Origin of the sequence: Bacillus sp. FJAT-18017 (assembly GCF_001278805.1) — a bacterium.
Taxonomy (GTDB): Bacteria; Bacillota; Bacilli; order Bacillales; family Cytobacillaceae; genus Bacillus_D.
On record NZ_CP012602.1, the window covers coordinates 4651849 to 4665284 of the forward strand.

Below are 13436 nucleotides of genomic sequence, written 5' to 3' on the forward strand. Positions count from 1 at the left end.
TAGTTGTTGTTAGATAAGATATGGTAACAAGTCGGTGGGAGCAGAATCAACATACAAAGAGAAAAGCCCCGTAAGCTCATGCTGGCGGGGCTTCATTTTTAGAGTGGGAGCAATGCAACTTTATCTTTCTTCCTGAGTCCTTCAATCATACTGATCCACTCTTGAGGTTTATTCGGCAGGACCGTATAGTAATTGGTTAGGAAATCCGCAACAAGACTTGCTTCGATTTCGCCTTGGCTGTCATCAGACGGCATAAAGCCCAAATCAAGCCCTGTTACTGCTTCTCCGTTATTTTCCCAGGATGGATGTACATACTCAATGTCAATTCGCTTATAACCGAGATGGGAAAGAACCTCCCTGCGGACATAGGGATCCATCACCTTAACACCGCCAAACTCATACTTCTCAACTCTGTAAGGATCATAAATTTCAGCAAACATTCCGTAAAGCTCCTTACCGTTTTGGGAGGCAAGTGCATTCAAATCCTTCATCCGGTTTACGGCAAGAAAGCGGCCAATCCCCATTCCCTGGTGGCCAATGATTGTGAAGTCAGTCATCGCGATATTCCAGTCCTGATAATAACGGTACTCGGTTGCACCAACAACCTGGTCACCATCAAGAGCAACAAAAACCCGGATGCCCGGATCTTCAAGTGGTTCCCTCCACAGTTCATATTCGAGCACTTCTTCCGGAGGGAAGATTTGCCCCATCAGTGTGTGCATTTTCCTGAAATCAGGGTCATCAATACTTGTTATGCGTTTATATTCCATTCCCTGGCACTCCTTCATTTTTAAAAGGATTTTTCCACTCCATGAGGACGGCGTAATTATGAGATTCTTCGTCCTCCAAATAATTTTCCACCAATGCAACCGGCACACGCCCGCACCTTAGCAAGAACGAAACCACCGGATCCTTTAGTTCTCCGGCCATCACTGCTTCCAGGTACTTTGCTGGGTCCAACTCGGAGGACACCTTGTGATAGCCCGGCATCCGTGCTCCTCCGAGGAGACGGTCAGCACCTATTTCAATGACAACATGGTACATAGCCTGCATCATCAATTTGCCAAGTCCAAGCTTCCGGTGCTGTGGACGGACGCTAATATCAACAATATACAGGGAGTTTCCATCCGGCTGATGATTTCGGATATAACCGCCATCGGTAATCTCCTCCCATGTATGCTCTGGCTTCGCCGGATCAAAATTGACGCGAAGGCCTGTCAACGATCCGGCAAGGACACCATCCACCTCTATGCAAAGGGCTCCTTCAGGAAAAAGTTCAACATGGTTGGAAAGCTGCTCCTTGTTCCACCAGAGCTCTTGAGGAAATGGCGGCGGGAAGCATTCGGACTGGATATCTATTAGTCCTTCAAAATCCTCTTCTGTATAATTCCTGATGCAAACAGAAATTGGTTTATCATGCTGGTAGACAAAGAATTCGCTTTTGTACATGTGATCACCCCTTGGATTCTAATTCTTCCCAATCTACGTACAGATCACTTCTACGATCTCTCCATGTTGTCACTGAACCACCTTTACGAACCTCATATAAAAGCTGAAGATCAAGGTCTGCCGTCACAATCATATCGTCATTTATTTCCCCTTCAACCTGTATACCCTTTGGCGGGAAAGGAATATCGTTAGGAGTAATGACAGCAGCCTGGCCAAAGTTCAGCCGCATAAAATCAACTGTCGGCAATGCCCCCACCGTACCTGTCAGGACTACATACACCTGATTCTCAATTGCACGGGCATGGCTTGTGTAACGGACACGGTGGAAGCCATGCCTGTCATCGGTACATGATGGGCAGAAAATTACATCGGCCCCCTTTGCCTTCGCCATCCGAACGATCTCGGGAAATTCGATATCATAGCAGGTCAGAATCGCTATCTTACCCTTTTCCGTCTCGAAAATTTGGAAGCTGTCTCCCTTGGCCATGTTCCATTCGTGGACTTCGGTCGGTGTAATATGCAGCTTTGCCTGCTCGCCGATCCTGCCATCCGGATAAAATAAGTGGGCCGTATTGTACAGCTTGCCCCCCTTTTCTACAACATGGGTGCCTCCAATAATGTGCATGCCGGTTTTCTTGGCAAATGATGTGAATAATTCGCGATATTGCTCGGTAAAGCCCGGCAGGTCGTTAATGGTGAGGGCTTTTCCATTGCCATCCCCAATCGACAACAACTGAGTCGTAAAGAATTCGGGGAACAGCAAGAATTCCGCTCCGAATTCCTCAGCGGTTTTTATATAATGCTCGCACTGAGCTGCAAATTCTTCAAAAGAAGAGATTGTATGCAGGTGGTACTGGACTGCAGAAACTCTTAATTTCATCCAAAAACCTCCTATTCATGGAAAACGTTATAGTAATTATTCACTATTCTGTCCTATAAGACAAGCGAGATGAATTCGTTTTCCTATTTACGAAAACTTAAGGCTGCCTTAAAGATCCGTTCATATTGAGGGGGTATGATGAGATTGTAAAACACGGTAAAGCTGCAGTACTTTTTTGAGAGGAGAAATGTAGTTGAAAAAGACTATTCTCGTTCTGATTGCTGTATGCATGTTAAGTGGTTTTTATGATGGGAATCCCGGGTACGACGAGAAGAAAGCTGATTCTGAATTGCCATTGGCACAATCAACCGTTGATTCTGAGGATAAACAGTCTGATTACCCGCCTTTTGAAAAACTGATAAATCCCGGAGATTCGGTGACAGGAGGTAAAGGAATGTTAACCATGCTAGCTGCTTCACCTGTTTATGATCTTTTCTTGCTCGGCGGCCTCGAATTTATTGTAAAAGATGTAAAGCTTATGGAGTTTAAACCTTTACGGAAGGAAGACGGCGCCCCTGCCAGCGAACTGATTTTTATCAAAATTGATGTTGAACTCGTTAACCAGAATCCATTTCCAGTGAACTTTAATCCGATTGAAAAACTCACCGTAAATGGCAGGCCATTACTTCAGAAAACTGAGCTGCTTCATGAAAATATGGATGGCATGATAGGCGGCGGTGAAACAAAGACAGGCAGTATCGGATACTTACTCCCAGCCGCGCCCTCCTATTCAATAGCAGCCGCGACTAGCAGCGTTACCGATATGGATGATAAAAAAATAACCAAGGCCGCCTCATTCAAAGTCGTTCTGAATCGGCAGCCTTAGGCTTAATAGGAAAGATGATTTTCAGCTAGGACAATTTGTTTTGCGACCTGCTCAGGGGAAGTCCCCCCGTAGCTGTTCCTTGCACCAGCAACATGCTCTGGCATTAGGATTTTATAAATATCACCAAGAAACAACTCGCTAAATTCCCTATATTCTTCAATACTTAAATCTAATAAATACTTTTTATTTTGAATGCAATAAAGGACAATTTTTCCGATAACCTCATGCGCCTGGCGGAACGGCATTCCTTTCGTCACAAGATAATCGGCAATATCCGTTGCATTTGAGAAATCTTCGTTTAGAGCCTTCCTCATTACCTCTTGATTGACTGTCATTGTCTCTATCATCGGTGCTAAAAGCTGGAGTGATCCTTCCAGCGTTTCAACTGTATCAAACATGCCTTCCTTGTCTTCCTGCAAATCTTTGTTATAAGCCAGCGGCAAGCCTTTCATAACAGTAAGCAGCCCGATAAAATTCCCATACACCCTGCCTGTCTTGCCGCGCAAGAGCTCAGGAACGTCAGGGTTCTTTTTTTGCGGCATAATGCTTGAACCTGTACAAAAGGAATCATCCAATTCGATGAATCTGAATTCCTGGCTTGACCAAGTAATGAATTCCTCTGCCATGCGGGAAATATGCGTCATAATGATTGAACCAATCGACAGGAATTCCAGAATAAAGTCCCTGTCACTGACTGCATCCATGCTATTTGGGTAGATCGTATCAAAACCAAGCAATTCAGCTGTTCTTTCGCGATCGATTGGGAAAGTGGTCCCTGCCAGGGCGCCTGCGCCAAGCGGCAGCCAATTCACTCGTTTAAGGCTGTCCTGCAGCCTTTGTTTATCTCTTTCAAACATCCAGAAATAGGCCATTAAATGATGCGCGAATGATACAGGCTGCGCACGCTGGAGATGTGTATAGCCCGGGATAAGCGTATTTATATGCTCCTTGGCTTTTTTAATAAGAGCTTCCTGGACTCCTACTAATAATTCAATGAGGCTTTCCGTTTTATTCCTGAGATAAAGATGCATATCGGTTGCTACCTGGTCATTCCGGCTCCTTCCGGTATGAAGCTTGCCCCCAACCGGTCCAATCAGTTCAATCAATTTCTTCTCAATATTCATATGAATATCTTCATCTTCTACAAGAAACTCAATTTCATTGTTTATGGCCATTTGCTTAATATGCTCGAGCCCTGCTATTATTTTTTCAACATCCTCAATCGGGATAATCCCGCATTCACCAAGCATTCTGGCATGCGCCAGGCTTCCTTCGATATCCTCCATGACCAGTTTTTGATCAAACGATATTGAAGCTGTAAATTCTTCTACCAGCCTGTTCGTTTCTTTTGTAAAACGGCCGCCCCATAGCTTAGACATTGTCTTCCCTCCTCTAAAGCAAAAGACTTCCCAGATGTTTTTTGGGGAAGCCCTAAATTAAGCGAGTTCGAAAGCGGGTTTCGAATCACTCGCAACAGTTACGAATGTTTCCCAACCAGCTTCCGAACTGCTAGAAACCGATTAAACTATCACTATTTAAATACACTTTGCTTGCTGTTTACTTCCGAAAACACCTTAGTTGGGAGGCCCCATATTTTAATAAAGCCTTCTGCAGCGAGGTGGTCAAAGGCATCTCCCTTCGAGTAAGTCGCAAGCTGTTCATTATAAAGGCTGTGCGGTGATTTGCGTCCGACTGTCATATGTGTACCCTTATGAAGCTTTACACGGATGGTTCCGGTTACGACTTCCTGTGTCTGGTCAACAAAAGCATCCAGGGCAGCTTTAAGAGGTGAGTACCAGAGGCCCTCATAAACAATTTTGGCCATCTGCTGGTCTACCTGTGTTTTAAATTGGGTAACCTCACGAGGCAATGTTAAAAATTCCAGCTCTTTATGTGCCTGGATTAAAATGAGAGCGGCCGGGTTTTCGTATACCTCACGGGATTTAATCCCTACGAGACGGTTTTCGATATGGTCAATCCTGCCGATACCGTGCTTGCCGCCAAGTTCATTAAGCTTTTCAATCAGCTCAACCAACGGGAGATCCTCCCCATTTAAGCCAGTCGGCACACCTTTTACAAAATCAATTTCGACGTATTCAGGTGCATCCGGAGCCAGTTCAATTGGATTCGTCCAATCAAAGGCGGCTTCAGGCGCTTCTGCCCACGGATCCTCAAGCACTCCTGCTTCACAGGCGCGCCCCCAAATATTTGCATCTATTGAGAATGGATTATCGAGGTCAACCGGAATTGGAATACCGTTTTCTTCGGCATACTTGATTTCCTCATCCCTTGTCATCCCCCACTCGCGTACAGGAGCAATAACCTTCAGGTTTGGATTTAACGCCTGGATGGAAACCTCGAAACGGACCTGGTCATTGCCTTTTCCAGTACAGCCATGGGCAACCGCAACCGCGCCTTCCTTTTCTGCCACCTCGACAAGAAGCTTTGAAATAAGCGGTCGGGATAGCGCTGAAGACAGTGGGTATTTCCCTTCGTATAGGCAATTGGCCTTTAGGGCCGGAACAATGTATTCCTTTGCCAGAAGCTCTTTTGCATCTACCATATACGCTTTAATGGCGCCTACATTTAACGCTTTCGTGCGGATTGCCTCGAGATCCTTACCCTCTCCGACATCCAGGCCGAGAGCGATGACGTCGTAGCCATATTTTTCTTGAATCCACTTTACTGAAACTGATGTATCAAGCCCGCCGGAATAGGCGAGTACAATTTTCCCCTTAGACATGAATCCACCTCATTTTTTAGATTGGGCTGCTTTCTTGGTCGAGTCTACAATTGTGAACTTTTCCGATATATTTGTGAACACGGGTGATAAAATCGTGAAACTGTACGATATATTTTTGGAACTGGTCGATAAAATCGAAATAGTGACTTGATATACTTGTGAACATGACCGATATATTTACTGCTTCAAAGGTAAGACACCTAAAGTAAGACGAGTTTAATCTTCCATCAGCGCTTTCAGGATTGCTTTCTGGGCATGAAGCCTGTTTTCGGCTTCGTCAAACACAACCGAATGCGGTCCATCAATGATTCCAGCGCTTACTTCCTCACCGCGATGTGCCGGCAAGCAGTGCAGGAACAAAAAATCGTTTTTCGCTAATGAACAGAGCTCTTCATTCACCTGGAAGGAGGAGAATGCGGCAAACCTTTCCTCCGCCTCGCCTTCCATTCCCATACTGGCCCAAACATCTGTGACAACAACATCAGCACCGCTAATTGCTTCAGATGGGTCATTTGTTAAGATGATACTACTGCCAGTCCCCTTAGCACCCTCTTTCGCCAGGGACACTATTGCCTGATTGGGCTCATATCCTTTAGGGTTTGCGATTCTGACATTCATGCCTACCTTAACTGCCCCTTCAAGAAGTGAATGAGCCATATTGTTATTTCCATCTCCTACATAACAAAGCTTGAGCCCTTTCAATTTCCCTTTATGCTCAAGAATTGTAAGGAGGTCAGCCAGCACTTGTGCTGGATGATGCAGGGTTGTTAACCCATTAATGACAGGAACAGTGGAAGCGGCGGCAAATTCTTCAATGCGTTCATCGCCAAAAGTCCTGATCATAATTCCGTCTACATACCTGGACAATACCTTTGCAGTATCGGCAATCGTTTCACCGCGGCCAAGCTGGATATCTTTTGTGCTTAGGAAAATCGCATGGCCTCCAAGCTGGAGCATCCCGACTTCGAAGGACACTCTTGTCCGGGTGGACGATTTTTCAAATATCATCCCTAGTACTTTTCCATTTAAATGAGGTTGCGCCTTCCCTTGTTTTTGGGATTTTTTCAATTGAACTGCCGTTTCAAGAAGCCAGTAAATTTCTTCCGTTGTAAAATCGGCAAGCTTCAAAAAGTGTCTTCCTTTTAAAGTGGGCACGATGGCTTTGCCCTGCCCAATTGCTTTTATCATGTTTGAAACCCCTCCTAGCAGTTAGTTTGCGATTATTTCATCCTTTAAAACATGGAGGTCCTGGATTGTTCGGACAGCAGTACCTGAAGCTTCCTGTTTTAATTTGATGAACGTGGCCAACGTATCCATATGTGTAAAACACGGAAGGTTATAGCGAACTGCAAGCTGCCTTAAAATAAAGCCGAATGTCCCCGGCCTGCGTCCCTGTGTCGGAATATTGACAACCATATCTATCTTCCCTTCCCGGAACAATTGTTCAAGGTTAGTAATATCCGAGGAAAAAGAATTTGCGTAAACCCCATTTTCATTTAGAAACTGTGCAGTACCTTCGGTTGCTAAAATGGCTGCACCCTTTTCACAAAGGTTCGTAATTGCAGTAAGGATTTCTCCTTTATCTCGATCCGGCACTGAGCAAAGAACTGTTTTCCCTTCCATATCGATAGAACGTCTTCCATGTTTGAACGCCTTTGATAATGCCTCGGAAAAGGTTAGTCCAAGCCCCAGCGCCTCACCAGTTGACTTCATTTCCGGCCCAAGTACCGGGTCGACTCCTTTTAGCTTACTATTTGAGAAGACAGGGGCTTTTACCGTAAAATATGGCGGTTCGTCAAGCAGGCCACACTCGGAATGAATCTCGGATAATGGCAGTCCCAGCTGAACCTGCGCTGCCCATTCAATCAAAGGTATTCCAGTTACTTTACTGATTATCGGCACGGTCCTTGATGCCCTTGGATTAACTTCGAGCACAAAGACTGTGCCCTCATGGATGACGAATTGGATATTCATGATACCAATGACCGGAAGTGATTGGGCTATTTGCGTTGCATACTCAACCATAGTCTGTTTCATTACCGAATCGATAGTCATAGGCGGAAAAACTGAAAGGCTATCGCCAGAATGCACACCTGCTTTTTCAAGATGTTCAAAGATTCCCGGAACTAAGATCGTTTGGCCGTCTGAAATGATATCCATTTCACATTCCATGCCCGGAAGGAACCGATCAACGAGAAGCGGCCACATTTGTGAATCCGTTTCATCAAGGGTCGCCAAATAAATTTCCAGATCTTCTTCCCGGTAGAAAGTGAACATTGACTGCCCTCCGATTACATATGAAGGCCGGACAAGAACCGGATAGCCTATTCCCTGTGCAGCTTGAAGGGCATCCCTGGCGTCGCTGGCTATTTTCCCATCAATGTGAGGGATATTAAGCTCTTTAAGCAGTTTGTAGAATTCATCGCGATCTTCTAGACGATCGATACTGATGACATCAGTTCCAAGAATGTTGATCCCCGCTGCCTCCAAATCCTTGGCAAGATTGATCGCTGTTTGGCCTCCAAATTGGAGCATAACTCCTTCAACTGCCTCTTTTTCAATCACATTCATAATGTCTTCAAAAGCAAGAGGCTCAAAATATAGGCGATCAGCAATAGAGTAATCAGTGCTGACGGTTTCAGGATTATTATTGATAACAATCGCTTTATATCCTAATTTTTTCAAGGCCAAGGCTGCATGGACAGAACAATAATCGAATTCAATTCCCTGACCAATCCGGATTGGGCCCGAACCTATGACGGCCATTTTCTTTCCTTCTCCTATCCCAGCTTCGTCTCCTCCAGCCCAGGTTGAATAATAGTAAGGAGTTACTGCATCAAATTCAGCAGAACATGTATCAACCATCTTATAACCAGGTGAGATGCCGAGTTCTTTCCACTTTTTCCTTACTTCTGTTTCTGCAATTCCAAAAGCGGCGGCAATAAGCCTGTCGGATATATTGATTCGCTTAGCCTCTTTTAAGAGCTTGGCTGGGATTGTATCCCATTCAAAGGACGAAAGCTCTTTTTCCACTTGGACAATTGCTTCGAGTTTGTGCAGAAACCATAAATCGATCTGCGTCAGACCATGAATCGTTTCCACTGTCACCCCCCGATGCAAGGCTTCTGATATAGCAAAAAGCCGCATGTCATTAGGTGTTATGATAAGATGTTCAAGCTCGGCCTCCGCAAGATTAGCAAACATCCCTGTCTTTAAACCCCATGCCTTTATTTCCAGTGAACGGATTGCCTTATTCAGTGCACCCTCAAAGCTCCGGTCTATGGCCATCACTTCACCTGTTGCCTTCATTTGCGTGCCTAGTGTTCGGTCCGCTTCAGGGAATTTATCAAACGGAAAACGCGGCAGTTTTACAACTAGGTAATCAATTGCTGGCTCAAAGGAGGCAAACGTGTTCCCAGTAATCGGGTTAAGGATTTCATCAAGGTGATAACCTACCGAGCATTTAGCCGCAATTCTGGCAATTGGATACCCGGTTGCTTTCGACGCCAAAGCTGAAGACCTGCTGACCCTTGGATTAACCTCGATGATGAAATAATCATTGGACTTTGGATGGAGGGCAAATTGAATATTACAGCCTCCGATAACACCGAGCTCGCGGATGACTTTAATCGAAGCGTCCCTTAAAAGCTGGTATTGCACATCGTTCAATGTCTGTGAAGGTGCGACAACAATTGAATCACCTGTATGGACCCCTACCGGATCAAAGTTTTCCATGTTGCATACAATAATGCACGTATCATTGGCATCGCGCATCACTTCGTACTCAATTTCCTTCCAGCCTTTAATGCTTCGTTCAACGAGCACCTGGTTGATCGGACTTGCGGAAAGACCTTTTTTCAGGACACCTTCAAGTTCATCTTCCGTCTCGGCAAATCCCCCGCCGTCTCCTCCTAATGTATAAGCAGGGCGAATGATCACCGGAAGGCCAATCTTTTTCGCAAACGCAACCCCTTCATCCACACTATGGATGATTTCTGATTCCGGTACGGGCTCACCGATTGAAAGCATAAGGCTCCGGAATCGTTCTCGGTCTTCCCCGTTCTTGATTGATTCTACTGATGTCCCCAGCAATTCCACATTATATTTCTCAAGAATTCCCTGCTCATAGAGTTCTACAGCAAGATTCAATCCTGTCTGTCCGCCAAGGGTGCCTATAATTCCATCCGGTTTTTCTTTTTGGATGATTTGTTCAAGTGTTTCCACTGTTAGCGGTTCAATATATACTTTGTCTGCGACTGTTTCATCTGTCATAATTGTTGCCGGGTTATTATTGACAAGAACGACTTCGATTCCCTCTTCCTTAAGGGCAATGCACGCCTGGGTGCCGGCATAATCAAATTCAGCTGCCTGGCCGATGACGATCGGACCGGACCCAATCACCATTACCTTTCTTAAATGGCTACGAAATGGCATAACGGGTTTCCCCCATACTTTTCAGGCTGCCGACAAAGTCTTCAAGAATATGAAGGGTATCACGTGGTCCAGGATGAGCCTCGGGATGGAATTGGACAGTCGAAATTGAAAACTTCAGATGCTGCAAACCTTCAATTGATTGGTCATTCACATTCCGGTACGTAACCTCAAATTCGTTTTGGTCAACCGTACCATCGACGACTACGTAGCCATGATTTTGTGATGTGATTTTTACCTTTCCAGTGGAAAGCTCTTTAACCGGGTGATTCGCCCCCCTGTGTCCATATGGCAATTTCTCTGTTTTTGCCCCGAATGCTAATGCGATTAGCTGGTGGCCGAGACATATGCCCAGTGTTGGATAAGCGGTGGCGATTTTTTTAATTTCTGGGAAAAGCTCTTTCAGTTCCATTGGATCACCAGGGCCATTGCTTAATAAAACTGCATCTGGTGATAATTGCTTTATCTCTTCTAGCTTCGTTTTGTAAGGTACGATTGTGACCGTACAATTTCGCCCGAGCAGGAAGTTTAGGATTGATTTTTTAAAACCGTAATCTATTAAGACGACGTGTGGTCCGTTTTTCTTATAAGTCAGTGGTTGTTTTACAGAAACCTTTTCAACCCAGCCTGAAATAGTTTGTTTGCATTCCAGCTCCGCCCATGATGCCTTCCTGTTGGATATGACCCCTTTTACAGTTCCTATCCCGCGGATTTTTTTGACAAGTGCCCTTGTATCAACACCGGCAAGCCCTGGCACGCCGGCTTGCTCAAGTTTTTCCGAAAACCCGCTGATAGACTGAAAATGGCTTGGCGTTTCACAAGCGTCACTGATGATAACACCTGCCAACGAAGGCATGATACTTTCATCATCAAGGGCATTTACCCCATAATTTCCGATTGCCGGATAGCAGAACGTGATAATTTGCCCCGCATAGGAAGGGTCCGAGATAATTTCCTGATAGCCGGTCATGCCGGTGTTGAAAACAACTTCCCCGCTGGAACCCTTGAATTTGCCTATCAGGAATCCTTCAAAGATGTCGCCGGTTTCCAGAATGAGAAATCCCTTTTCCAAACAAACCACCCCTTCATCAAAAAAGCTTATCTATTCATACATATTGGTTAACACTTTATCCAGAGCCCCAAGAAAGCTGGCGGCTTCTCCGCTTGTTGCAGTCAGGGGCGGGAGGATCCGCACCACATTTGGGCCTGCCGTCAAGAGCAGGACATGCTCATCCATTGCTGCTTTGACAATATCCAATGCACTTCCGTTAACCTCCAAACCTTTTAAAAGGCCCATCCCCCTCACCTTTTTAATGGAAGGATGCTTTTCCTTAAGCTTTGCCAGTCCTTCATCCAAAAGTGTGGACAGCTTGCTGGCATCCTCGAGGAGATTGTCTGACAAAATAGTTGTTACAGTAGCAAGCCCTGCTACTGAAGCGAGCGGATTTCCCCCGAATGTGCTTCCATGGCTTCCTGGCTCAAAGCCTTTTGCTGCTTCACGGGTAGCAATCATAGCCCCGATTGGAAACCCTGAACCAAGTCCTTTTGCAAGCGACATGATGTCTGGTTTAATTCCATATTGCTCATATGCAAATAATGTTCCAGTACGGCCTATTCCAGTCTGGACCTCGTCTATGATAAGCAGGATTCCTTTTTCCTTGCAGATTTCCTCAAGTTTCCTGACCCATTCAAGGTTTGCCGGGACGACCCCGCCCTCACCCTGTACAAGCTCCAGGAGGACAGCACATGCATTACTTGCGGCTATTTCCTCTAATGCTGAACCGTCATTGTATTCCAGATAGCGGAACCCTTCCAGCAGCGGATGGAACCCATCATGAATTTTATCCTGGCCAGTTGCAGCCATCGCCCCCATTGTCCTGCCGTGAAAGGATTGTTTGAAGGTAATGATTTCTGCCGTGCTGCTGCCGCTAATTTTCCTGGCATATCTCCTTGCCAGCTTGATTGCAGCTTCATTTGCTTCAGCGCCACTATTGCAGAAGAAAACATAATCTCCAAAACTATTTTTCACAAGCAGGGAGGCTAGCTCCTCCTGTGGCGGAATATGATAAAGATTTGAACAATGCCAAAGCTTTTCCAGCTGCTGCTCAAGAGCTGTTTTTACAGAGTCTGGGGCATGGCCCAGGTTGCAGACAGCTATACCCGATGTAAAATCGAGATACTGATTTCCGTCTGTATCCCAGACGTTACTTCCCTTCCCTTTTGCAAGAGCAAGCGGAAACCTTCCGTATGTGTGCAAAATCGCCGATTCTTCTAACGCCGCGCTATTGATTCCCATGGACAGCCTCCTTTTCAAGAACGATTTTCGTACCAGCTTTTCCTCCGCTGCAATAAGAAAGCAGGCTTCCAGGTTCAAGACCATTGATGATTGCGGTTTCCCCGACACCCGATAATAAAGCATTGAGTGCTGAGCGAACCTTCGGGATCATTCCGCCCCATATTTGGCCGGAAGCAATCATTTCATCTATGTCCCTATTTGTTGCGGTATCCAATTTGGACTTTTCTCCGCCTTTATCGATTAAAATCCCAGGAATATCACTAATAAAACAAAGCCTTCCGCCTAACGCTGCTGCTATCGCTGCAGCCGCGGTGTCACCATTTATGTTATATCGCTGTCCCTGCAGGTCGGCCCCGATTGGAGAAATGACCGGGATATAACCGCCTTCGATTAGGTGTACAATGACCGAAGTGTTCACATTGGCCACATCTCCCACAAATCCAAGCGAACTTGAGGTCCTGGCCGGTTCTGCCGTTAATAAACCGCCATCCGTACCGCTGATTCCAATTGCCTTTCCTTCTGCAAGGGCTATTTTTCTAACAATCTGCTTATTCGCAATCCCGCTTAATGCCATTTCAACGACATCAAGCACCTCATTGGTTGTTACCCTCAGACCTCCGATAAACCGGGTTTCGATGTTAAGCTTTTCAAGCATTGAGGTAATCAACGGTCCGCCGCCATGGACGATAATCGGTGCCCATTGGCCTGAATTGGCAAGTGTCACTATGTTTTCAAACAATGCCGGGGGCATTTTTTCCATGATGCTGCCGCCGCATTTTATCACCACGTGTTCCATTCTTTTCACCTGCCT

11 protein-coding genes are annotated in these 13436 nt (G+C 45.6%); 1 reads left to right on the top strand and 10 read right to left on the bottom strand.

Annotation, left to right across the window (positions count from 1 at the left end; translation table 11 throughout):
• Positions 1-98 precede the first annotated feature (98 nt).
• The 3 genes from AM500_RS21875 to AM500_RS21885 are packed head-to-tail and all read right to left on the bottom strand — an operon-like array spanning position 99 to position 2329.
• On the bottom strand, positions 99-770 hold the full coding sequence (locus AM500_RS21875; RefSeq protein WP_053601110.1) for a GNAT family N-acetyltransferase: 672 nt from the start codon (positions 768-770) through the stop codon (positions 99-101).
• A complete protein-coding gene (locus tag AM500_RS21880) occupies positions 760-1449 on the bottom strand; it encodes a GNAT family N-acetyltransferase (protein WP_053601111.1) in 690 nt (229 codons plus the stop codon). Before AM500_RS21880 ends, AM500_RS21875 begins: the two co-directional genes overlap by 11 nt.
• A gap of 4 nt (positions 1450-1453) precedes the next feature.
• Positions 1454-2329, bottom strand: coding sequence for a carbon-nitrogen hydrolase family protein (locus AM500_RS21885; protein ID WP_053601112.1), 876 nt, complete (start codon positions 2327-2329; stop codon positions 1454-1456).
• Positions 2330-2522: 193 nt separating this feature from the next.
• Here AM500_RS21885 and AM500_RS21890 point away from each other — a divergent pair, with 193 nt between their 5' ends.
• A complete protein-coding gene (locus tag AM500_RS21890; RefSeq protein ID WP_053601113.1) occupies positions 2523-3155 on the top strand; it encodes a hypothetical protein in 633 nt (210 codons plus the stop codon).
• Between the two features lie 2 nt (positions 3156-3157).
• On the opposite strand, the gene argH is transcribed toward AM500_RS21890, so the two are convergent.
• From argH to argB, 7 genes are all read right to left on the bottom strand, one after another.
• Positions 3158-4534 carry an argininosuccinate lyase gene (gene argH, locus AM500_RS21895; protein WP_053601114.1) on the bottom strand — a complete coding sequence of 459 codons (1377 nt, stop codon included), beginning with the start codon at positions 4532-4534 and terminating at the stop codon, positions 3158-3160.
• Between the two features lie 152 nt (positions 4535-4686).
• Complete coding sequence (locus tag AM500_RS21900; RefSeq protein WP_053601115.1) at positions 4687-5898, bottom strand: argininosuccinate synthase; 1212 nt, start codon at positions 5896-5898, stop codon at positions 4687-4689.
• Between the two features lie 216 nt (positions 5899-6114).
• Positions 6115-7086, bottom strand: coding sequence for an ornithine carbamoyltransferase (gene argF, locus AM500_RS21905; protein ID WP_082347338.1), 972 nt, complete (start codon positions 7084-7086; stop codon positions 6115-6117).
• Between the two features lie 21 nt (positions 7087-7107).
• Positions 7108-10332, bottom strand: a complete 3225-nt coding sequence (carB, locus tag AM500_RS21910; protein ID WP_053601116.1) for a carbamoyl-phosphate synthase (glutamine-hydrolyzing) large subunit — start codon at positions 10330-10332, stop codon at positions 7108-7110.
• The gene (locus tag AM500_RS21915; protein ID WP_053601117.1) at positions 10319-11401 is read right to left on the bottom strand and encodes a carbamoyl phosphate synthase small subunit; all 1083 of its coding nucleotides are present in this window, start codon (positions 11399-11401) and stop codon (positions 10319-10321) included. The genes carB and AM500_RS21915 overlap by 14 nt, the downstream gene beginning before the upstream one ends.
• A 30-nt stretch (positions 11402-11431) precedes the next feature.
• A complete protein-coding gene (locus AM500_RS21920; RefSeq protein ID WP_053601118.1) occupies positions 11432-12625 on the bottom strand; it encodes an aspartate aminotransferase family protein in 1194 nt (397 codons plus the stop codon).
• Positions 12612-13421, bottom strand: coding sequence for an acetylglutamate kinase (gene argB / locus AM500_RS21925; protein WP_053601119.1), 810 nt, complete (start codon positions 13419-13421; stop codon positions 12612-12614). Before argB ends, AM500_RS21920 begins: the two co-directional genes overlap by 14 nt.
• Positions 13422-13436: the final 15 nt, after the last annotated feature.

Coding starts and splice junctions, on each gene's coding strand:
- AM500_RS21875 (WP_053601110.1), bottom strand. CDS start 770: ATGGAATATAAACGCATAACAAGTATTGATGACCCTGATTTCAGGAAA.
- AM500_RS21880 (WP_053601111.1), bottom strand. CDS start 1,449: ATGTACAAAAGCGAATTCTTTGTCTACCAGCATGATAAACCAATTTCT.
- AM500_RS21885 (WP_053601112.1), bottom strand. CDS start 2,329: ATGAAATTAAGAGTTTCTGCAGTCCAGTACCACCTGCATACAATCTCT.
- argH (WP_053601114.1), bottom strand. CDS start 4,534: ATGTCTAAGCTATGGGGCGGCCGTTTTACAAAAGAAACGAACAGGCTG.
- AM500_RS21900 (WP_053601115.1), bottom strand. CDS start 5,898: ATGTCTAAGGGGAAAATTGTACTCGCCTATTCCGGCGGGCTTGATACA.
- argF (WP_082347338.1), bottom strand. CDS start 7,086: ATGATAAAAGCAATTGGGCAGGGCAAAGCCATCGTGCCCACTTTAAAA.
- carB (WP_053601116.1), bottom strand. CDS start 10,332: ATGCCATTTCGTAGCCATTTAAGAAAGGTAATGGTGATTGGGTCCGGT.
- AM500_RS21920 (WP_053601118.1), bottom strand. CDS start 12,625: ATGGGAATCAATAGCGCGGCGTTAGAAGAATCGGCGATTTTGCACACA.
- argB (WP_053601119.1), bottom strand. CDS start 13,421: ATGGAACACGTGGTGATAAAATGCGGCGGCAGCATCATGGAAAAAATG.